Raw genomic sequence first — 20,718 nt, forward strand, 5'->3', positions numbered from 1 at the left:
AGTCAGGAACTCCCTGCAGACGCCACCGTACGCACGAAAGGTCACGGACCAGCCACGTTCCGGGATCCTCTCAATACGAGTCGGTAATGACGTTGATCAACTCTTCACCTGCGAGGTAGCGCCCGAGCTGCTCGCGGATCAGCCGGAGCGTGCGCCGTACGGAGGCGGGGGTGCTGCCCGCGATGTGCGGCGTGATCAGCACGCCCGGAGCGCTCCAAAGGGGGTGGCCCTGCGGCAGCGGCTCGGGCGCGGTGACGTCGAGCGCGGCGCGTAGCCTACCGGTTTTGAGCTCGGCGATCAGGGCTTCGGTGTCGACCACGCCGCCCCTGGCCGCGTTGACCAGGACGGCGCCGTCCTTCATCCGGGCCAGGAAGGCGGCGTCGACCATGCCCGCGGTGTCGGGCGTGGCGGGCACGAGCAGGACCACGACGTCGGCCGACGGCAGCAGCGCGGGCAGCTCCTCCATGGCGTGCACGCCCTCGCGCGCGCTCCTGGCCACCCGGACGACCTCGACCTCGAAGCCGCTCAGCCGCCGCTCGACCGCCGCGCCGATGGACCCGTGGCCGACGATGAGCACGGTGGAGTCGGCCAGCACGCCGGTGTGGTGGTAGGTCCACTCGCCGCGGCGCTGGGCGTCGGCGAACCCGGGGAACTCCCTGAGCACCGCGATCATCGCGCCGACCGCCCACTCGGCGGTGCCGGCGTCGTGCACACCGCGGGCGTTGCACAGCACCACCCCCTCGGGCAGGTGCGGCCGGTACGGCTCCACCCCCGCGGTGACGGTCTGCACCAGCCGCAGCGAGCGCATCCGCGCCAGCGTCCCCGGCACGTCGGGCACCACGACCAGCGGCGGGATCCAGACCTCGACGTCCTCGATGCCGTCCGGCATGGCCGAACCATCGTAAACAGCGCATTCGACGCCCGGAATGTCAGACAGGACATCCGCCGCCGCTTCGGACGGAACCCAGATCATCATGCCGAGAACCTTACGACCCGCGGGGAAGTATGGAACACATGAGGAAGCTCTGGACGATCGTGCTCCTGGCCGCGCTCGCCGCCTGCTCGGCCGGCGGCCAGGCGCCGCCGGCCACGAACCCGGCAGCCACGGACCCGACGGCGTCTCCCCCGACGGCCTCGGTCCCGGCGGCCAGGGCGCCCCGCGCTCCCGCGGACGTGGCGACCGGCCTGGCCGTGCCGTGGGCGATCGCGTTCCTGCCCGGCGGGGACGCCCTGGTCACCGAGCGGGACACGGCCAGGCTGCTGCGCGTCACCCCCGCGGGCAAGGTCACCGAGGTCGCCCGGATCGGCGCGGCGCGGCCCGGCGGCGAGGGCGGCCTGCTGGGCGTGGCGGTCAAGGACCGGCAGGTCTTCCTGTACTACACCGCCGAGCAGGACAACCGGATCGTCCGTTACCGGCTCGGCGACGACGGCCTCGGCGACGAGCGGCTCCTCGTCCAGGGCATCCCCAAGGGCGGCATCCACAACGGCGGCCGGCTCGCCTTCGGCCCCGACGGCTACCTGTACGCCACCACCGGCGAGACCGGCGACCGCGGCCTGGCCCAGCGGCGCGACTCGCTCGGCGGCAAGATCCTGCGCCTGACCGTGGACGGCGCCCCCGCCCCCGGCAACCCGTTCGGCACACTCGTCTACAGCTACGGCCACCGCAACGTCCAGGGCCTGGCCTGGGACACCGCGGGCCGCCTGTACGCCTCCGAGTTCGGCGCCAACACCTACGACGAGATCAACCTGGTCCGGCCGGGCGCCAACTACGGCTGGCCGGTGGTGGAGGGCAAGGGCAACGACGCCCGGTTCGTCAACCCCATCGTCACCTGGTCCACCGGTGAGGCGTCGCCGTCCGGCATGGCGTACGCGGACGGCGCGCTGTGGGTGGGCACGCTGCGCGGCCAGCGGCTGTGGCAGGTGCCGCTGGCCCGGGACGGCGCGCCGGGCACGCCCGTGGCCCGCTACGCCGGCCGCTACGGCAGGCTGCGCGCGGTCACCGCGGCGCCCGGCGGCGGCCTGTGGGTGAGCACCAGCAACAAGGACGGCCGGGGCTCACCGCGTCCGGGTGACGACCGCATCCTGGCGGTCGCCACGTCCTAGCCGGCCGTGCCGCAGGTGAGCGCGGTCTGCGGCCGGTACTTGGTGACCAGCTTCTTGTCCTTCTTCACGATCTCGCCGCCCTTGTGGAACACGCGGGTGACGTCGATCGTGAAGCCCTGCTGGCCGGCGGCGGGCACGCAGCCCGGCTCGTCGCTGGTCGCCCGGCCGAACGGCTTGAAGTCGCGCCGCTCGGACTCGACCGCCTCGACCTTGTCGTACCGCTTGGTGCTCCACAGGGTGACGCTGACCGTCGTGGCGGTGGTGGCGGTCTTGATCAGCACGCCGTACTCGGAGTCGTTGCGCCACTTGAGGTCGCGGTCGGGGTAGAGCAGCGCCACGTCGCGCCCGGCCGGGTAGGAGGGCGCGTAGTAGTCCATGGGCTCGTGCTCGACCAGGTCGAAGCCGCCGAGGAAGACCGCGTTGTACATGGTGGTGGCGAACTGGGAGACACCGCCGCCGACGATGTCGACCATCCGGCCGCCGACGATCTGGCCGGCCCGGACGTAGCCGTCCTCGACCGTGCGCTCGCCGGTCGCCTCGTTGAGCGAGAGCGTCTCGCCCGGCTTGACCAGCCTGCCGTCCAGCTGCTGGGCCATGCGGCGGATGTTGGTGACGCGCGGCGGGCAGCAGTCGAAGGACGTGGTGAACGTGCCGACGTTCTCCTTGATGCCGAGGCCGCGGATCTGGCTCGTGGTGACCTCGGGGGTGACCACGCCCAGCTGGACCTCCACGGTCCGCGGGCCCGCGGCGGTGAGCAGCTTCTCGACGTCGCGGGCCAGCAGCTTGGCGTTCACGCCCCGGCCCTTGCGGGCGGGCACCAGCACCGGCTTGTCGCCGACGATCTGGTACGTCGCGTCGCGCGGCTGCTGGGTGGCGTCCACGAGGCTGTTCTCCACCGGCGCGAGCGCGGCCTCCGCGTCGAACTGGGGGACGAGCGCGCCGTCGTCGCCCGGCACGTAGGTCAGGTGGGCGGCGATCATGGCCGGGGTGAGCTGGGCCTGCTTGCCGGCCAGGGTCAGCGTGACGGGCGCGGAGACGGCCTTCCTGGCCGCGGCCAGGGCCGACTCGACGCTCTCGGCCGAGGTGACGGGCTTGGCCGGGCGCATGGAGAGCACCACGGCGCCGCCACCGCGCAGGAACGCCTCGCCGATCCGGCGCACGGCGTCGTCGCGGTCGAGGAGCACGCCGTCCTCGGGCATGCGGGCCTTGGGCTCCAGCCCCGAGAAGGTCACCCTGCCCTCGCGGGCCTGCTTGTCCACGCCCTCGGCCAGGCCCTCGACGGTCCTGGTGAGCTGGGAGGAGTCGATAGTGATCTTGGGCGGGACGTCGGTCGTGCCGGTCAGTCCGCGCCAGACCTCGACGGGGCCGGGGAAGCCGCTGGGGGCCTGCCCGATGGTGCCGACCACGTCGAGTTCGAGTCCGGCCTCGTCGGGCTGGACGGTGTCCTTCTTGCCGTTGATGTTCACCGTGACCGGCCGGCTGAGCCTGGGGCCCAGTTCGGTGCGCAACTTGTCGGCCGCCTGGGTGACGGTCAGGCCGCCGATCTCCACGCCGCCCACCCGGGTGCCGCGCAGCACGGCCCCCGACATCATCACGGCCGGCACCACGTACGCCAGCGTGGCCAGGACGAGCACCAGCACCAGCACCCCGGGCAGCAGGCGGCGCCGGCGGACGGGCTCCGGCTCGAAGGCGGGCGACCGGTCGCCGCCGCTCCCGCCGAACACGGGGGCGGGCCCGGCGGGGTCCTTGTCCTTCATGGGCCATGGCTGCGCGGGCGGCGCCTTCGGTGGCAGCGCGCCGCCGGTCTGACCGCCGGGCGCGCTCGGTCCTGGGGCCGGCCGGGGCTCCTGCTGGTCCTGCGGGCCGAAGATGTCACGGGACACGCCCGGAGGTAATCCTTCGATCCGCGGCTTCTTGGAGACACCCGACGTGGGCATCGGCACCGAGGCGAACGGGTCGGTCGGTGATTCGATCGGTCCGGCGTTTCGCACGCCTCAATCTCCTCCCGGTCCGCAGCCAAGTCTCAGGCAACAGTAAGGCACGAGTATCCGACTATGTCACCAGAAACGAATACGGAAGTGTGTCAACCTAGCCACCGGTAGCGATGTTCCGGCCGTCCGGCGGTGCCGTACCTGGGGTGGAGCTCGGCCCGGCCCGAGGCGCACAGGTGCTCCAGGTACCGGCGCGCGCTCACCCTCGACAGGCCCGTGAGCTCGGCCGTCTCGGCCGCCGACAGGTCGCCTCCGGCCTCGCGCAGCGCCTGCGCCACCAGCGCGCAGGTGGCCGGCGACAGGCCCTTGGGCACCGGGACGGGCTGCTTGGGCGCGCCGAACAGCCGGTCGACGTCGTCCTGGCGGGCCTGGGGGCCGATGGCGGTGAGCCGTCTGCGGGTGTCGGCGTACTGGCGCAGGCGTTCGGTGAGCGCGGCGGCGGTGAACGGCTTGATCAGGTAGTTGACCGCGCCGCCGCGCATGGCCTCCCGGACCGTGGCGACGTCGCGGGCCGCGCTGATCATCAGGACGTCCACGTCGTCGATGGCCTTGAGCACCTCCAGGCCCGACATGTCGGGCAGGTAGATGTCGAGCAGGACCAGGTCGGGCCGGAGCTCGGCCACGGCGGCGAGCGCGTCGGCCCCGGTGTGCGCCACGGCGACGACCTCGAAGCCGGGCACGCGCGAGACGTAACCGCCGTGGATGCGGGCGACCATGAAGTCGTCGTCCACCACCAGGACCCGTACGTCGTTCACGCGCGGGCCTCGGCGGGCAGCAGGGCGGTGAAGACGGCGCCGCCGGCGTTGCGCACCCGGACCCAGCCGCCCCGGCGCAGGCACGCCTGCCGGGTCAGCGCCAGGCCCAGGCCGCGCGGCCCCGACAGGGCGGCCTTCGTCGTGAACCCCTCCCTGAAGACCTCCTCCACCAGCTCGGGCGTGATGCCGGGCCCGGAGTCGCCGACGCGGACGTGCAGGCCCTCGGCGTCGGCCACGACCGAGACCTCGATCGTGCCGCCCGCGCCGTCGAGCGCGTCGATCGCGTTGGCGACCAGGTTCCCCACCACCAGGACGGCATCCTGCGGGTCGCCGAGCGCGCCCTCCGGCACGGCGGAGTCCTCCGCCAGCACCAGCCGCGCCCCGCGCTCGGCCGCCTCGGCCGACTTGGCCAGCAGCAGCGCGGCCAGCGTGGCGTCCTGGACGCGTTCGCGCAGGCCGGTGGCGTACGCGCCGGCCGTGGTGCGGGTGATGAAGCCGATCGCGGCCTCGTGCTCGCCGAGCTCCAGCAGGCCGACGACGGTGTGCATGCGGTTGGCGAACTCGTGGGCCTGGGCGCGCAGGGCCTCGGTCGCGCTGCTGGTGTCGTCCAGCTCGCGGGCCAGGCGGACCAGCTCGGTGCGGTCGCGCAGGGTGACGACCCAGCCGCGGTGCCGGCCGCGTACCGCGACCGGGGTCCTGTTGAGCACCAGCACGCGCTCGCCGTGCAGCACCACGCGGTCCTCGCCCGGGTCGGCGCCGGTCAGCACGTCGCGCATGCGCTCGGAGACCGGCATGCGCGTCACGTCGGTCCCGAGGTCGCCGAGCAGGTCGCGGGCCGCGTCGTTGACCAGCGTGACCCGCCCGGCCAGGTCGAGGGCCAGCACGCCCTCCTTCACGCCGTGCAGCACGCCCTCGCGCTGCTCCAGCAGCGCGGCGATCTCGCGCGGCTCCAGCCCGAACGTCTGCCTGCGCACCCGGGCGGTGATCAGCGCGGCCAGCGCAAGACCGGCCAGCAGCACGGCCAGCGCGGTCCAGATCAGCGGCGGCAGCGCGCCGCCGAGCTGGCCGGTGACCGTGGTCTGCAGCACGCCGACCGACACCAGGCCGATGACGTTGCCGTATTCGTCGCGGATGGGGGTCTTGCCGCGGACCGTGGTGCCGATCGTGCCCGTCTCGGTGCCGACCCAGCTGCGGCCCGTACGCAGGACCGCGGTGCCGTCGGTGGACAGCCGCTTGCCGATCAGGGCGGCGTTGGGGTGGGCGTAGCGCTTCTGCTCGGCGTTGGCGATGGCCACGTAGTCGGCTCCGGTCTCGTGCTGGACGCTGAGCGCCAGCGGTTGCAGCACCGACTCCGGGTTCTCCAGCCGGAAGGCGTCGCGGACCTGCGGAAGGGCGGCCACCGACTGGGCGATGGCCAGGGCGCGCTGCTGGTGCAGCGCGTCGAGCTGCTCCCTCGTGTGCCCCGCCCACACGCCTGCCGTGCCGCCGACGGCGAGCAGCACGATCACCATCTGGAGCACGAACAACTGGGTGCCGAGGGGGGCGTCGGTAACCCTGCGCACGCCCACATGGAAACAAAGCCAGGTCACGGCCAGGTCGCGACCAATACGACCACTATGACGGCAACCGCCCAAAGCCTCGACCAGTCGGGGAACGGGCATCACCATCGCAGGCCAACGACTGTGCGAATCCCCCACTGGAGTGATCATGCGCTTGCGCGTATTCGCCGCCGCCCTGGCGGCACTCTCCGTCGCCGCCCTGTCCGGCTGCGCCGAGACCGGCGCCTCCGGCGGCGACGGCTCCCTGCGGATCATGGCCCCCGCGGCGGCCGGCGGCGGCTGGGACCAGACCGCCCGCACCGCCGAGCAGGCGCTCAAGACGGCCGACCCCAAGCGCAAGGTCGAGGTCTACAACGTGCCGGGCGCGGGCGGCACGATCGGCCTGGCCCAGCTCGCCGGCGAGAAGGGCAACGGCAACCTGCTGATGACCATGGGCCTGGTCATGGTGGGCGCGATCGAGCAGAACAAGTCGAAGGTCACCCTGGCCGAGACCACCCCCATCGCCAAGCTGACCGAGGAGTACGAGATCGTCGTGGTCCCGGCCGACTCCCCGTTCAAGACGCTGGCCGACCTGGTCGCCGCGTGGAAGGCCGACCCGGCGAAGGTCTCCGTCGCGGGCGGCTCGGCGGGCGGCACCGACCACATCGTGGCCGGGCTGATGGCCAAGGCCGCGGGCGTGGACCCCAAGCAGGTCAACTACATCGCCCACTCCGGCGGCGGCGAGGCACTCAACGCGCTGCTGGGCAGCAAGGTCAGCGCGGGCATCTCGGGCGTCGGCGAGTTCGCCGAGCACGTGAAGTCCGGCAAGCTGCGGGCGCTGGCCGTCAGCAGCGGCTCGCGCGTCGCCGGCCTCGACGCCCCGACGCTGAAGGAGGGCGGCCTGGACGTCGAGCTGGCCAACTGGCGCGGCTTCGTCGCCCCCGGCGGCCTGGACGACGCCGCCAAGAAGTCCCTCACCGACCTGGTGACCAAGATGCACGACTCCCAGCCGTGGAAGGACGCCGTCGCCAAGAACGGCTGGATCGACTCCTTCCAGACCGGGCAGCAGTTCGCCGACTACCTGAAGTCCGAGGAGACCAAGGTCAAGGGCATCATCGCCGAAATGGGGCTCGTGTCCTGATGGCTCGCCGGTGGCGGCCCGAACTCGGGCTGGCGGTCGTGGTGCTCGGGCTGGGCGTGCTCGTGATGGTCGGCACGCTCGACGTCTCGGCCGCGGCCTCCCAGCTCGGCCTCGGGCCGCGCTTCTTCCCCATGCTGGTCGGCGCGGCCATGGTGCTGATCGGCCTGTTCTACGTGATCGACGTGCTGCGCGGCGGCGCCGGCGACCCCGAGGAGAGCGAGGACGTGGACGCGGACGCGCCCACCGACTGGCGCAGCGTCGGCCTGGTCAGCGGCGTCTTCCTGGCCTTCGCCGCGCTGCTCGACGTGCTCGGCTGGGTCATCGGCGCGAGCCTGCTGTTCTTCGGCCTGTCGGTCGTGCTCGGGGCCGAGCACAAGGCGCGGGCCGCCGTGGTGGCCGTGGTCCTCGGCGTGACGACGTACCTGCTGTTCGTCAAGGGCCTCGGCGTCTCGCTGCCGGCCGGCCCGCTCGGCGGGGTGATCTGAGATGGGCTCGATCGACCTCCTCATGGACGGCTTCGCCGCCGCCCTCACCCCCGTCAACCTCCTGTACGCCCTGATCGGCGTCACCCTGGGCACCCTGGTCGGCGTGCTGCCCGGCATCGGGCCCGCGATGACCGTGGCGCTGTTGTTGCCGATCACCTTCACCGTGCCGCCGGCCAGCGCGTTCATCATGTTCGCCGGCATCTACTACGGCGGCATGTACGGCGGCTCGACCACCTCCATCCTGCTCAACACGCCGGGCGAGTCGTCCTCCATGATCACTGCTCTGGAGGGCAACAAGATGGCCAGGCGCGGACGGGCGGCGCAGGCCCTGGCCACGGCGGCCGTCGGGTCGTTCGTGGCGGGCACGATCGCCACCGCGCTGCTGGTGGTGGCCGCGCCCGCCGTGGTGAGCTTCGCGATCTCGTTCGGCCCCGAGGACTACTTCGCGCTGGCGATCCTGGCCTTCACCGCCGTGTCGTCGGTGTTGTCCCGTTCGGTCGTGCGCGGGCTGGCCTCCCTGGGGCTGGGGCTGGTGATCGGGCTGATCGGCATCGACCAGCAGACCGGTCAGGCGCGGCTCACGCTGGGCGTCCCGCAGCTGCTCGACGGCATCGACGTGGTGATCGTCGCGGTCGGCCTGTTCGCGGTCGGCGAGGCCCTGTACGTGGCCTCCCGGCTGCGCCACGCCGCGCCCGAGGTGGTGCCCGTGGGCCGGGCGTGGATGGGCCGCGCCGACTGGCGGCGCTCCTGGTTGCCGTGGCTGCGCGGGACCGCGCTCGGGTTCCCGTTCGGCGCGCTGCCCGGCGGGGGCGCGGAGATCCCCACGTTCCTGTCGTACGCGGCCGAGAAACGCCTGGCCAAGGGCGTGGCCAAGGAGGAGTACGGCAGGGGCGCCATCGAGGGCGTCGCGGGCCCGGAGGCGGCCAACAACGCCTCGGCCGCCGGGACCCTGGTCCCGCTGCTCACGCTGGGCCTGCCCACGTCGGCCACGGCCGCCATCCTGCTGGCCGCCTTCCAGCAGTACGGGCTGCAGCCGGGCCCCCAGCTGTTCGACCACAACCCGGCCCTGGTGTGGGCGATGATCGCCTCGCTGTTCGTCGGCAACACGATGCTGCTGGTGCTGAACCTGCCGCTGGCTCCCCTGTGGGCCCGCGTCCTGCGCATCCCCCGGCCGTACCTGTACGCCGGGATCGTGCTGTTCGCCGCGCTCGGCGTCTACGCCCTGAACGGCACCGTCGTGGACCTGTTCGTCCTGTACGTCCTCGGTCTGCTCGGGTTCTCCATGCGCCGCTTCGGCCTGCCCGTCGCGCCCGCGGTGATCGGCATGATCCTCGGGCCGATGGCCGAGATCCAGCTCCGCCGCGCGCTCGCCATCGGCGCGGGCGACGTCAGCGTGCTGGTTCGCAGCCCGATCGCCGCCGTGCTTCTCGCCCTGGCCCTGCTCGCGCTGCTCACGCCGGTGTTTCGGCGGCTGATGGCACGCCGGGGCGTCGATGCGGTCACACCCGTGTCACGCGAGGACTGACCGGCCCGCCCACCGGGAACGTCGCCCGGTGGTTCTTGGGACCCGCCTTCCGCGGCAGGACGCGCGGCAGGCACGGCGCCCGCGAGCGCGCCTCCTCGGTGGCCCCGCCGATATGTCCGGATCGGCGGGGCCACCAGGGGTCCCGCCGACGGCTCCGGGACGGCGGGACCACCACGGGCCCCGCCGACGGCTCCGGGACAGCGGGACCACCACGGGCCCCGCCGACGGGCACGGATCCGCGGGACCGCCAGGGTCCCGCAGATGTGCCGGACCTACTCCGAGACGCCCAGCTTCTCCAGGATGAGCTGCCGGGCGCGGGCCGCGTCGGCCTTGCCGCGGCTGGCCTTCATCACGCCGCCCACCAGCGCACCGGCGGCGGCGATCTTCCCGGACCGCACCTTCTCGGCCGCGTCCGCGTTGTCGGCCAGCACCTGGTCGATGATCGCCGACAGCTCGCCCTCGTCGTTGACGATCTGCAGACCGCGCGCCGCGACCACCTCGTCGGGCGTGCCCTCACCGGCCAGCACGCCTTCGAGCACCTCCCGGGCGAGCTTGTCGTTGAGCGCGCCCGAGGCCACCAGCTCGGTGACCCTGGCGATCTGGGCCGGCGTGATGGGCAGCTCGCCCAGCGCGACGCCGCTCTCGTTGGCGCGCCGCGCCAGCTCGCCCATCCACCACTTGCGCGCGTCGGCCGCCGGGGCGCCGGCCGCGACCGTGGCCTCGACCAGGTCGATCGCGTCGGCGTTGTGCATGGCCTGCATGTCGAGGTCGGACAGACCCCACTCGGCCTGCAGCCGCTTGCGCTTGACCGACGGCAGCTCGGGCAGCGCCGCCTTCAGCTCGGCCACCCACGCCGGGTCGGGCTCGATCGGCACCAGGTCGGGCTCCGGGAAGTACCGGTAGTCCTGGGCCTCCTCCTTGGACCGCCCGGACGTGGTGGTGCCGGTGTCCTCGTGGAAGTGCCGCGTCTCCTGGATGATCTTGCCGCCCTCGGCGAGGACCCCCGCCTGGCGCTCGATCTCGCTGCGCACCGCCCGCTCGACGCTGCGCAGCGAGTTGACGTTCTTGGTCTCGGTGCGGGTGCCCCACTCCGACGACCCGCGCGGCATGAGCGAGACGTTGACGTCGCAGCGCAGCGAGCCCTCCTCCATGCGCACGTCGGACACGCCGAGCGAGCGCATGATCTCGCGCAGCTCGGTGACGTACGCCTTGGCCACCTCCGGCGCGAGCCGGTCGGTGCCCGGGATGGGCTTGGTGACGATCTCCACCAGCGGGATGCCCGCGCGGTTGTAGTCGACGATCGAGTAGTCGGCCCCGTGGATGCGGCCGGTCGCGCCGCCCACGTGGGTGGACTTGCCGGTGTCCTCCTCCAGGTGCACGCGCTCGATCTCGATGCGCACGGTCTCGCCGTTGACCTCGACGTCGACGTAGCCGTCGAAGCAGAGCGGCTCGTCGTACTGGGAGATCTGGTAGTTCTTCGGCATGTCCGGATAGAAGTAGTTCTTCCGGGCGAAGCGGCACCATTCGGCGATCGAGCAGTTCAGCGCCAGGCCGATGCGGATCGTCGACTCGATGGCCATGGCGTTGGCCACGGGCAGCGAGCCGGGCAGCGCCAGGCAGGTCGGGCAGACCTGGGTGTTGGCCGGGGCGCCGAAGGTGGTCTTGCAACCGCAGAACATCTTCGACTTGGTGCCGAGCTCGACGTGCGTCTCCAGCCCGAGCACCGGCTCGAACCTGTCGAGCGCTTCGTCATAGACCATGGTCATAGCGACGGGGCCTCCTTCAGCAGCGGGCCGCCCCAGCGGCTCTCCAGGGCCTTCTCGACGGCGGCGCCGACGCGGTAACAACGGTCGTCGGCCAGAACCGGGGCCATGATCTGCAGGCCGACCGGCAGGTTGTCCTCGTCGGCCAGGCCGCACGGCACCGAGATGGCCGCGTTGCCCGCGAGGTTGGACGGGATGGTGCACAGGTCGGCGAGGTACATCGCCATCGGGTCGTCGGTGCGCTCGCCCAGCCGGAACGCCGTGGTCGGCGTGGTCGGCGAGACCAGCACGTCGACCTGCTCGTAGGCCGCCTCGAACTCGCGCGAGATGACCGTGCGCACCTTCTGCGCCTGGCCGTAGTAGGCGTCGTAGTAGCCGCTGGACAGCGCGTACGTGCCCAGCATGATGCGCCGCTTGACCTCGGGACCGAACCCGGCCGCCCTGGTCAGCGCCATGATTTCCTCGGCGCTGCGGGTGCCGTCGTCGCCGACGCGCAGGCCGTAACGCATGGCGTCGAAGCGGGCCAGGTTGGACGAGCACTCCGACGGCGCGATCAGGTAGTACGCCGGCAGCGCGGTCGTGAACGACGGGCAGGACACCTCGACGACCGTGGCGCCCAGCGACTCCAGCAGCTTGACGACCTCGTGGTAGCGGGCCAGCACGCCCGGCTGGTAGCCCTCGCCGGCGAACTCCTTGACCACGCCGATGCGCATGCCGGACACGTCGGGGTTCCTGGCCGCCTCGACGACGCTCGGGACCGGCGCGTCGACCGACGTGGAGTCCATCGGGTCGTGCCCGGAGAACGCCTCCTGCAGCAGCGCCGCGTCGAGCACGTTCCGCGCGAACGGCCCCGGCGTGTCGAGCGAGCTCGCGAACGCGATCAGCCCGTACCGGGACGAACCGCCGTAGGTGGGCTTCATGCCCACGATGCCGGTGACGGCGGCGGGCTGCCGGATCGAGCCGCCGGTGTCGGTGCCGGTGGACAGCGGCGCCTCGTACGCGGCGACGGCCGCGCTGGACCCGCCGGACGAGCCGCCCGGGATCCTGTCCAGGTCCCACGGGTTGCGGGTCGGGTGGTAGGCGGAGTTCTCCGTGGAGGAGCCCATGGCGAACTCGTCGAGGTTCGTCTTGCCGAGGATGACCAGCCCGGCCTCGCGCAGGCGCGCGGTCACGGTCGCGTCGTACGGCGGCCGCCACCCTTCGAGGATCTTGGACCCGGCCGTGGTCGGCATGTCGCGGGTGGCGAAGATGTCCTTGTGCGCGACCGGCACCCCGGCCAGCGGCCCGAGCTTCTCGCCCGCACGCAGCCGGGCGTCGACCGCCCGTGCCTGCTCAAGGGTCGTCTCCCGGTCGACGTGCAGGAACGCCTGGACCTTGGGCTCCACCTCGGCCATGCGGTCGAGGTGCGCCTCGGCCACCTCGGCGGCCGACACCTCACCCGCGGCGATCATCGCGCCCAGCTCGGCGGCGGTCTTGCGGATCAGACTCATGCCTCCTCCCCGAGGATGCGCGGCACACGGAAGCGGTCGTCCTCGACGGCGGGAGCGCCGGAAAGGGCCTGCTCGGGCGTGAGGGACTGTCGCACCTCGTCGGCACGGAAGACATTGGTCAGCGGAAGCGCGTGCGACGAAGGCGGCACGTCCTCGGCGGCGACCTCAGCCACCTTCGCGACCGACTCGATGATGGCATCGAGCTGGGTGGCGTAGTGGTCGAGCTCGTCGTCGGTGAGCGCCAGCCTGGACAACCGGGCCAGGTGCGCGACCTCGTCGCGGGTTATGGCGGACATGAGTCGTTGAACCCGTTTCGTGGATGGAGTTTGGGACACTGCCATCCTAGGGGGCTTGACGCCGCAGGCCCGAACCCTTAACCCGGCGGAAACACACTCATCCGTAGAGCTCGTCCAGGCCGATCGCCAGCACGTCGCTCTCCTGGGCCAGCGCGGCCTCGAATCCGGCCCCGCTGTAGCAGACCAGCTTGGCGTCCCGCACGTCGAATCCCTTGGCGTCGAGCAGGTCTCGCGCCCTCCTGAGCCGGGCGACGTGCCGGGGCCCCATGACCTTGCCCCATTTCACCTCACCCAGCGACAACACCCGCCTGCGCTCGCCGCGCATCGCCGGCGCGAAGACCGCAACGTCGATCTGGATCTGCTCGTGCCGTACGGGATCGACGACGGTTCCCGCGCCGATCTCGCCGGGCGAGTTTCCCAGGGCGTCGAGTTCCAGCAGGTGGAACTGACGGCACATCTCCTCGAAGTGCGGGCCGAGCACCTGGTCGGTGAAACCGGCCCGGCCGTCCTGCCACACGAACTCGGCCCGGCCGCTCTCCAGCGGCCCCCACTGGGGTCGCATCACAACCTCGTAGAAGTGGATGAGCGGCTCGCACACGTGGTAGACCGACCGCGAGGAGCGGAAGACGTCCACCTCCCTGCGCAGCAGGTTGCTGTCCTCCAGCACGTTGAGGTGATGGCCGATGTCGGACGCCTTGCGCCCCACATAGCTCGCGATGCCGCCCCGGGTGCCGTTCCCGGTGGCCACGGCCGCCAGCACGGACTTGTACATGGCGGCGTCCCGCACCTCCGCCTCCTCTTCGAGGAGATAGCGGGCCTCCTTGAAGAGCGGGGTCAAGGGCGAGAGCACCGTGCGCTGCACCCAGGCGTCGAAGTCGGCCAGGCCGTCCGGCCTGTCGTCATTGGCCAGGGGCAGGTACGCGGGCGTCCCGCCGGCGATCGCGTGCACCTTCACGGCCAGCTGCGGATCGGTGATCCCCCAGTACCGTGCGGCGAGGCGGTAGTCGAACGGCCGGACCACGAGTTCCATGGAAGCCCGCCCCCTCAACGGCGCGTCGCCTGCCAGGAGCCGGCCCATCACCGACATCGCCGAGCCGCACAACAGCAGGGACGCCGGCACTTCGTCGAAGACGGCCCGGTCGATGGCCTGCTGGATGATCGAGGGCAGGGCCGGCGACGCCTTGCTGAGGTAGGGGAACTCGTCGATCACCATGAGAGCGCGGCGCTCGGCGCTGACGGCGAAGAGCTGGCCGATCGCCTCGTCCCAGGTCGTGAAGCGGAACGGCGCCGAGGCCCCCACGTACCGGGCCAGAGCGGCGGCGAAGAGGTTCAGCGACTCCGTCGGGGTGCCCTCTGTCGCGCCGAAATAGAAGCCGCCCGTCTTGCGCGCGAGCGACTCGACCAGGAACGTCTTGCCCTGGCGGCGCCTGCCGCTGACGACGCCGAGCCGGGGCCGGGGCCGGGGACCGGAACGCTCGACGAAGTCGGTCAGAGCCTCCCACTCGAAGTCGCGCGCGAAGATCCGTTCAGGCTTCGGGATCAAGACGCCCCCAGAGACATCGAAGTGTACTTCGACGAAGTGTACTTCGACGAAGTCGACTCCTGTAATCGTTCAGGCCGTCTGGGTGACCTCGGACTGGTAGCCGAACTCGATGGCCGGCGCCGCCTCGCAGCGGCCCCTGAGCCAGGCGGTGGCCTCGGCGGCCGGCATGGGCTGGCAGAACAGCCAGCCCTGGCCCAGGTCGCAGCCCATCTCGGCCAGCCGCAACGCGACGTCGTCGGACTCCACGCCCTCGGCCACCGAGCGCAGGCCGAGCGAGCGCACCAGGTCGACGATCGAACGGACGATGCGGTCGTCGTCGTCGGACTCGGCGATGCGGCGGACGAACGAGGCGTCGATCTTGACCTCGGAGACCGCCAGGCGCTGGAGCCTGATCAGCGAGGAGTAGCCGGTGCCGAAGTCGTCGAGGGACAGCGGGACGCCGAGCGCGGCCAGCGCCTTGATGGTCTCCTGGGTGTAGGCCTGGTCGCCGGTCAGGATGCGCTCGGTGACCTCCAGCTGGATGGCCGCGGGCGGCAGGCCGTACCGGGTCAGGCCGACCTCCAGCTGCTCGGGCAGCGCCGCGTCGAGCAGGTCGCGGGCGGAGATGTTGACCGAGATCTGCACCTGCAGGCCGGTGTGCCACCAGCGGGCGGCCTGTTCGAGCGCGGCCTCGATGACGTATTCGGTGAGCTGGCGCATCAGGTACGTCTGCTCGGCCAGCGGCACGAAGTCCGACGGCGGGATCGGCCCGTGCACCGGATGGCACCAGCGCAGCAGGGCCTCCACCCCGGTCACCGCGCCGCCGGCCAGGCTGACCTTGGGCTGGTAGTGCAGTTGCAGCTCGCGGTTGTCGATGGCGCGGCGCAGGTCGCCCAGCAGGTTGAGCCGTTCGGGCGAGTTGCGGTCTTTGTCGGGCTGGTAGAGCTCTACCCCGGTACGCCCTTCCTTGGCCAGGTACATGGCCACGTCGGCGCGTTGCAGCAGCAGCTCGAAGTCGGGGGCGTGGTCGGGGAAGAGCGCGATGCCGACCGAGCCGTCGAGGTCGAAGCTCATGCCCTCCAGGCGGACGGGCTCGGTCAGGGCGGCCCGCAGCCTGGCGGCCACCTCCCTGGCGGCGTTGGCGTCGCGGATCGAGGGCAGCAGCACGGCGAACTCGTCACCGCCGAGCCTGGCCACCACGTCGCCCGGACGCACGGAGTGGGTGAGCCGATGGGCCACCATCTGCAGCAGGCGGTCGCCCACCGGATGGCCCATCGTGTCGTTGACCTCCTTGAACCGGTCGAGATCGAGGAGGAACAGCCCGACCCGCTCGTCGTGGCGGGACTCGGCCAGCGCCTCTTCGGTGCTGACGATGAGCATCTTGCGGTTGGGCAGGCCGGTCAGCTCGTCGTGCATGGCCTGGTGGTCGCGGCGCATGGACAGCGTGGCGGTGAAGTAGACGGCGGCGAGGGGGGCGACGAAGAGCGGCACCAGGCCGGGCGAATGGTCCATCACCACGACGACCAGCGGCGCGAGGCCCAGCAGCGCGGTGTAGACGAGCCCCTGCGGCCCGGCGGTGACCCGCAGCACGCGGACGATCGAACGCCGCTCGTGCAGGGCGACCGCCCCGGACACGAGCGCGGCCCTGGTGGCGAAGTAGGCCACCCCGGCCAGCGCGATCGCCGGCAGGTCGCCCCCGCTGGGCGTCCACGGCAGGGCCGGGCCCGGCACGACGCCGAACAGCCCGAGCACCACGGCGGCCGCGGTGAGCGCGAGGGTGGACTGGGCGACGTTGAACATGACCCGGTGCCACGCCTTGCGCGTCACGACGCCGTTCATGGCGATGGCGACGGCCTGCATCAGCACGGCGGTGGACAGCCCGAAGTGCAGCAGCACCGCGAAGGTGAACATGGTGGACGGGTACGTGCCGCCGACCGCGGTCGCCGAGGACACCATGACGGGCCGCAGCTCGCCCAGCATCACCAGCACCGCCAGCACCCAGAACAACGGGGTACGGGCGAGCTCCGCCAGCGCGGCCGGATCCAGCCTGAGCATGGCCACGATCAGCGCGGTGAAGCCGATCACGGTGATGCCCGCGAGGAACGCCCAGAGCGGCGTGCCGACGCGTGGACCGGTGTCACGGGTGTCGGTTGGGTCAGTCATCGGTAACAGAACCCCCATTAGGTCACTATGGGAGGGTACGACCTTCACCCCACTTCGCGAAACCAAGCGCGTACGTTCCGTCACTTCTCCTTTCCGACATATACCCAAAAACCACTATGGGTAGCGCGGCCATCGACAGTCCGTACACGACTCTGATCCCCAGCCCGCCGGCTGCGCATCCGCGGGGCCACGGAACACCAGCCCCGCCGCAAGGGCGAGCCGGGGCCCCGCTACGTCTCCTCGACCACCGCCACGCGCGCCGCGGCCTCCGGCCCCTCCTTCAGCAGCAGCTCGAACCCCTGCTCGTCGAGGATCGGCACCTTCAGGCTGACCGCCTTGTCGTACTTCGACCCGGCGTTCTCCCCCGCCACCAGGAAGGACGTCTTCTTCGACACCGATCCGGCCACCTTCCCGCCCCGGCTGGTCAGCGCCTCGGACGCGGTGTCGCGAGTGTAGGACTCCAGCGTCCCGGTGACCACGAACGTCAGCCCCTCCAGGATCTGGGGCTCCGTCTTCTCCGGAGCGGGGCCGTCGTCCATCCGCACCCCGGCCCGCCGCCAGCGCTCGACGATCTCCCGGTGCCAGTCGACCTCGAACCACTCCCGGATCGTCGCCGCCACCCGCGGCCCGATGCCCTTGACCGAGGCCAGCTCCTCCTCCGAGGCGTTCATGATGGCGTCGATCGACCGCATGGAGTCGGCGAGGTCGCGGGCCGTCGGCGGGCCGACGTGCCGGATCGACAGCGCGACCAGCACCTGCGCGAGCGGCGCCGACTTGGCGCGGGCGAGCTCGTCGACCAGCGTGCGGGCGGCCTGACTGGGCCCGCCGTCGAGGTTGGCGAACAGCGAGACGACCTTCTGCTCGCCGGTCTCGGGGTCGAGCTTGGGCAGGCCGGTGTCCTGGTCGCGGACGACCGACCGGATGGGCATGAGCTGCTCGATCGTCAGGTCGAACAGGTCGGCCTCGGTGCGCAGGACGGGCTCCTGCGGCGGCACCGGCTGGGTGAGCGCGGTCGCCGCCACGTAACCCAGCCCGTCGATGTCGAGCGCGCGCCGGCCGGCCGCGAAGTAGAGGCGCTCACGGATCTGGGCGGGGCAGCTGCGGGCGTTGGGGCAGCGCAGGTCGGCGTCGCCCTCCTTCTCGTAGGCCAGCTCAGTGCCGCACTCGGGGCAGTGGGTCGGCATGACGAACTCCCGCTCGGAGCCGTCGCGCAACGCCGTGACCGCGCCGACGATCTCGGGGATGACGTCGCCCGCCTTGCGCAGCACCACGGTGTCGCCGATGAGCACGCCCTTCTTGATCACCGTGGCCGCGTTGTGCAGGGTGGCCCGCTCGACGGTCGAGCCCGCGACCACGATGGGCTCCATCACCGCGTACGGCGTGACCCGGCCGGTGCGGCCCACCCCCACCTGAATGTCGAGCAGCTTGGTGTTGACCTCCTCCGGCGGGTACTTGTAGGCGATCGCCCAGCGCGGGGCCCGCGAGGTGGACCCGAGCTCCCGCTGCGTGCGGAAGTCGTCGACCTTGACCACGACCCCGTCGATCTCGTACGCCGGATCGTGCCGGTGCACCCGGTAGTGCTCGATGAACTCGTCGACCTCGGTGAGGCCGGGCACCACCTTGAACAGGTCGCTGACCGGCAGCCCGAACTCCCGCAGCCGCTCGTAGACCTCCGACTGGGCGCGCGGCACGGCCGAGCCCTCCCAGACGCCGATGCCGTGGACGAGCATGCGCAGCGGGCGCTGGGCGGTGACGCGCGCGTCCTTCTGCCGCAGCGTGCCCGCCGCCGAGTTGCGCGGGTTGGCGAACGGCGGCTTGCCCTGCTCCACGAGCTGCTCGTTGAGCTGCTTGAAGCCCTCGACCGGGATGTAGACCTCGCCGCGCACCTCGACCAGGCTCGGCACGCCCTCGCCCTTGAGCCGGTGGGGCACGCCCTTGATCGTGCGCACGTTGGCCGTGACGTCGTCGCCGATCCGGCCGTCGCCCCGGGTGGCGCCGCGCTCCAGCTTGCCGTCGCGGTAGACGAGCGCGATGGCCAGCCCGTCGATCTTCAGCTCGCACAGGTAGGGCCCCGGGTCGCGCTCGGCCAGCCGCTCGACGCGGGCCATCCAGGCGGCCATGTCGGCCTGGTTGAAGGCGTTGTCGAGGCTCTCCATGCGGTTGAGGTGGCTGACCTTGGCGAAGTCGCCCGAGACCGGCGCGCCCACCTTCTGGGTGGGCGAGTCGGGGGTCTGCAGCTCAGGATGGGCCTGCTCCAGCGTGAGCAGCTCGCGGAACCACTCGTCGAACTGCGCGTCGCTGACCGTCGGCTGGTCGAGCACGTAGTAGCGCCAGCGCGCGTCCTCGACCAGCTCGCTCAGCTCCGCATGCCGCTTGAGCGCGGCCACGGGCACGCCCCCGACCTCGGTGTCACGCTCGCTCACGCTGGGTCTCCTTCCACGTCGGACACGCTGAGGAAACGCTACCGCCGGGCTCCGACAGGAACGACTCCCCCGGTCATCCGCCCTGGGCCCAGACGCCTTCCCAGACCGAGCAGTTACCGGTGATCTTCCTTGCCGTGCCCCGGCAGACCCTGCCCTCGACGGAGAGCATGTAGCCGGTCTTGAGCGAGAACTCCAGCGGCTTGGTGCCCGAGCAGTTGCGGTACGTCTTGCGCCCGTCGCCGCCGCCGTCCTTGACCCAGCGCAGCTGCAGCCACGAGCAGCCGGCACGGCCGGGGAAGTCGTACAGCCTGCCGCTGACCACGAACCCCGGCCGGTCGAGCAGGACCTTGCCCTTGGCCTTCCCGGCCCGGTCGGCGGAGTAGATGGACCCCCAGCTCCAGATCTCGGGGTTGACCGAGGCCCGGGCGGGGACGGCGATCGAGGCGGACGCGATCAGCATGGCGGCACCGGCGGCCAGAACGCGAGCAATCATGGCAAGGACGCTACTCAGCCGCCTTGCAGCCCGCTTGCCGGATCGTCCTTGAGCACCTGGGCGGCCTTCCTGCACGCCGCCAGGGCGGCCCGCGCGTAGCGGGGCGAGGCTCCGGCCAGGCCGCAGGCGGGCGTCAGCGTGACTTTGGCGGCCAGCCCGTCGGGGGCGAACCCGAGCCGCCGCCACAGCTCCACCGCGGGCCTGGCGACCACCCCGGTGTCGGGCAGCGCGACGTCCCTGCCCGGCACGACGCCGAGCAGCAGGCCGGCCCCGGCCTCGAAGAGCTCGCCGAGCTGGTCGTCGTCCCTGCGGCGCAGCAGCGACGCGTCGACCGACACCGCGCGCGCCCCGGCCCGCCGCAGCAGCGCGTAGGGCACCCCGGGCGCGCAGCAGTGGACCACCGGGTCGGGGAACAGCCGCAGCGACTCCTCCACCCGCCACTCCTCGACCGCCGCCAGCCGCCCGAACCCGGACGCGGTCGGGACCGTGCCCGCCAGCACGCCCGGCAGCCCCGGCTCGTCGAGCTGCAGCACGATCTCGGTGACGCCCGGCAGCCGCCGCCGCACCTCGGCGCAGTGGTCGGCGACCCCCTGGGCCAGCGACGCGACCAGGTCGCGCACGGCTCCGGCGTCGGAGAGCATCTTGTCGCCGTACTTCAGCTCAAGGGACCCGGCCAGCGTCCACGGCCCGCACACCTGCAGCTTGAGCGGCCCTGAGTAGTCGTGCGCGACCTCCTCCAGCCCGTCGAGGTCGCGGCGCAGGTGATCGACGGCCCGCTGATGGTCGCGGCCCGGCCGGTCGGCCAGCCGCCACCCGGACGGCTGCACCTCGACCGGCAGGTCGATGAGCAGCCCGGCCGTCCTGCCGACCATGTCGGCGCCGACCCCGCGGGCCGGCAGCTCCGGCAGGTACGGCAGGCCGGGCAACTCGCCGAACACGACACGGATCGCCTCAAGATGATCCTCACCCGGATGCGACCCGACCCCGGTGGCTTCCCACGTAGACATGGGCACAAGCGTAGGCTCTGCCG

General features: G+C 72.0%; 16 protein-coding genes. 4 read left to right on the forward strand and 12 right to left on the reverse strand.

Going from position 1 to position 20,718, the window contains the following annotated elements:
- Positions 1-70: 70 nt before the first annotated feature.
- Positions 71-889, reverse strand: a complete 819-nt coding sequence (locus tag AB0J71_RS04640) for a 2-hydroxyacid dehydrogenase (protein WP_352318966.1) — start codon at positions 887-889, stop codon at positions 71-73.
- A 116-nt stretch (positions 890-1,005) separates the two neighbouring features.
- Between AB0J71_RS04640 and AB0J71_RS04645 the strand changes: the two genes are divergently transcribed.
- Positions 1,006-2,103, forward strand: coding sequence for a PQQ-dependent sugar dehydrogenase (locus tag AB0J71_RS04645; protein WP_364412717.1), 1,098 nt, complete (start codon positions 1,006-1,008; stop codon positions 2,101-2,103).
- Here the strand turns inward: AB0J71_RS04645 and AB0J71_RS04650 are convergent.
- From AB0J71_RS04650 to AB0J71_RS04660, 3 genes are all read right to left on the reverse strand, one after another.
- Entirely contained in the window at positions 2,100-3,986 is a 1,887-nt protein-coding gene (locus AB0J71_RS04650; protein ID WP_364412720.1) for a VanW family protein, read from the reverse strand. The genes AB0J71_RS04645 and AB0J71_RS04650 overlap by 4 nt on opposite strands.
- Before the next feature lie 200 nt (positions 3,987-4,186).
- A complete protein-coding gene (locus tag AB0J71_RS04655) occupies positions 4,187-4,849 on the reverse strand; it encodes a response regulator (RefSeq protein ID WP_352318960.1) in 663 nt (220 codons plus the stop codon).
- Entirely contained in the window at positions 4,846-6,411 is a 1,566-nt protein-coding gene (locus AB0J71_RS04660; protein ID WP_364412723.1) for a sensor histidine kinase, read from the reverse strand. Before AB0J71_RS04660 ends, AB0J71_RS04655 begins: the two co-directional genes overlap by 4 nt.
- 145 nt (positions 6,412-6,556) lie before the next feature.
- Between AB0J71_RS04660 and AB0J71_RS04665 the strand changes: the two genes are divergently transcribed.
- The 3 genes from AB0J71_RS04665 to AB0J71_RS04675 are packed head-to-tail and all read left to right on the forward strand — an operon-like array spanning position 6,557 to position 9,538.
- Entirely contained in the window at positions 6,557-7,528 is a 972-nt protein-coding gene (locus tag AB0J71_RS04665; RefSeq protein ID WP_352318957.1) for a tripartite tricarboxylate transporter substrate binding protein, read from the forward strand.
- Positions 7,528-8,013, forward strand: a complete 486-nt coding sequence (locus AB0J71_RS04670; protein WP_352318955.1) for a tripartite tricarboxylate transporter TctB family protein — start codon at positions 7,528-7,530, stop codon at positions 8,011-8,013. Before AB0J71_RS04665 ends, AB0J71_RS04670 begins: the two co-directional genes overlap by 1 nt.
- 1 nt (position 8,014) lies before the next feature.
- Complete coding sequence (locus AB0J71_RS04675; protein ID WP_364412725.1) at positions 8,015-9,538, forward strand: tripartite tricarboxylate transporter permease; 1,524 nt, start codon at positions 8,015-8,017, stop codon at positions 9,536-9,538.
- A gap of 272 nt (positions 9,539-9,810) precedes the next feature.
- On the opposite strand, the gene gatB is transcribed toward AB0J71_RS04675, so the two are convergent.
- The 8 genes from gatB to AB0J71_RS04715 form a co-directional block, all read right to left on the reverse strand.
- Positions 9,811-11,298 carry an Asp-tRNA(Asn)/Glu-tRNA(Gln) amidotransferase subunit GatB gene (gene gatB, locus AB0J71_RS04680; RefSeq protein WP_364412750.1) on the reverse strand — a complete coding sequence of 496 codons (1,488 nt, stop codon included), beginning with the start codon at positions 11,296-11,298 and terminating at the stop codon, positions 9,811-9,813.
- 2 nt (positions 11,299-11,300) lie between these two features.
- A complete protein-coding gene (gatA, locus tag AB0J71_RS04685; protein ID WP_364412728.1) occupies positions 11,301-12,791 on the reverse strand; it encodes an Asp-tRNA(Asn)/Glu-tRNA(Gln) amidotransferase subunit GatA in 1,491 nt (496 codons plus the stop codon).
- Positions 12,788-13,087, reverse strand: a complete 300-nt coding sequence (gatC, locus tag AB0J71_RS04690; RefSeq protein ID WP_101787882.1) for an Asp-tRNA(Asn)/Glu-tRNA(Gln) amidotransferase subunit GatC — start codon at positions 13,085-13,087, stop codon at positions 12,788-12,790. The genes gatA and gatC overlap by 4 nt, the downstream gene beginning before the upstream one ends.
- A gap of 97 nt (positions 13,088-13,184) precedes the next feature.
- Positions 13,185-14,630 (reverse strand): ATP-binding protein, encoded by a 1,446-nt coding sequence (locus AB0J71_RS04695; RefSeq protein ID WP_352318949.1) that lies wholly within the window; start codon positions 14,628-14,630, stop codon positions 13,185-13,187.
- Positions 14,631-14,699: 69 nt separating this feature from the next.
- Positions 14,700-16,772 carry an EAL domain-containing protein gene (locus AB0J71_RS04700; RefSeq protein ID WP_364412731.1) on the reverse strand — a complete coding sequence of 691 codons (2,073 nt, stop codon included), beginning with the start codon at positions 16,770-16,772 and terminating at the stop codon, positions 14,700-14,702.
- Between the two features lie 230 nt (positions 16,773-17,002).
- Entirely contained in the window at positions 17,003-19,195 is a 2,193-nt protein-coding gene (ligA, locus tag AB0J71_RS04705; protein ID WP_364412734.1) for an NAD-dependent DNA ligase LigA, read from the reverse strand.
- A 73-nt stretch (positions 19,196-19,268) separates the two neighbouring features.
- On the reverse strand, positions 19,269-19,688 hold the full coding sequence (locus AB0J71_RS04710; RefSeq protein WP_352318943.1) for a hypothetical protein: 420 nt from the start codon (positions 19,686-19,688) through the stop codon (positions 19,269-19,271).
- A 14-nt stretch (positions 19,689-19,702) separates the two neighbouring features.
- On the reverse strand, positions 19,703-20,695 hold the full coding sequence (locus tag AB0J71_RS04715; protein WP_352318941.1) for a methionine synthase: 993 nt from the start codon (positions 20,693-20,695) through the stop codon (positions 19,703-19,705).
- Positions 20,696-20,718: the final 23 nt, after the last annotated feature.

Source organism: Nonomuraea sp. NPDC049637, from assembly GCF_040675235.1.
Lineage (GTDB): Bacteria > Actinomycetota > Actinomycetes > Streptosporangiales > Streptosporangiaceae > Nonomuraea.

Coding starts and splice junctions, on each gene's coding strand:
- AB0J71_RS04640 (WP_352318966.1), bottom strand. CDS start 889: ATGCCGGACGGCATCGAGGACGTCGAGGTCTGGATCCCGCCGCTGGTC.
- AB0J71_RS04645 (WP_364412717.1), top strand. CDS start 1,006: ATGGAACACATGAGGAAGCTCTGGACGATCGTGCTCCTGGCCGCGCTC.
- AB0J71_RS04665 (WP_352318957.1), top strand. CDS start 6,557: ATGCGCTTGCGCGTATTCGCCGCCGCCCTGGCGGCACTCTCCGTCGCC.
- AB0J71_RS04670 (WP_352318955.1), top strand. CDS start 7,528: ATGGCTCGCCGGTGGCGGCCCGAACTCGGGCTGGCGGTCGTGGTGCTC.
- AB0J71_RS04675 (WP_364412725.1), top strand. CDS start 8,015: ATGGGCTCGATCGACCTCCTCATGGACGGCTTCGCCGCCGCCCTCACC.
- gatB (WP_364412750.1), bottom strand. CDS start 11,298: ATGGTCTATGACGAAGCGCTCGACAGGTTCGAGCCGGTGCTCGGGCTG.
- gatA (WP_364412728.1), bottom strand. CDS start 12,791: ATGAGTCTGATCCGCAAGACCGCCGCCGAGCTGGGCGCGATGATCGCC.
- gatC (WP_101787882.1), bottom strand. CDS start 13,087: ATGTCCGCCATAACCCGCGACGAGGTCGCGCACCTGGCCCGGTTGTCC.
- AB0J71_RS04700 (WP_364412731.1), bottom strand. CDS start 16,772: ATGACTGACCCAACCGACACCCGTGACACCGGTCCACGCGTCGGCACG.
- AB0J71_RS04710 (WP_352318943.1), bottom strand. CDS start 19,688: ATGATTGCTCGCGTTCTGGCCGCCGGTGCCGCCATGCTGATCGCGTCC.
- AB0J71_RS04715 (WP_352318941.1), bottom strand. CDS start 20,695: ATGTCTACGTGGGAAGCCACCGGGGTCGGGTCGCATCCGGGTGAGGAT.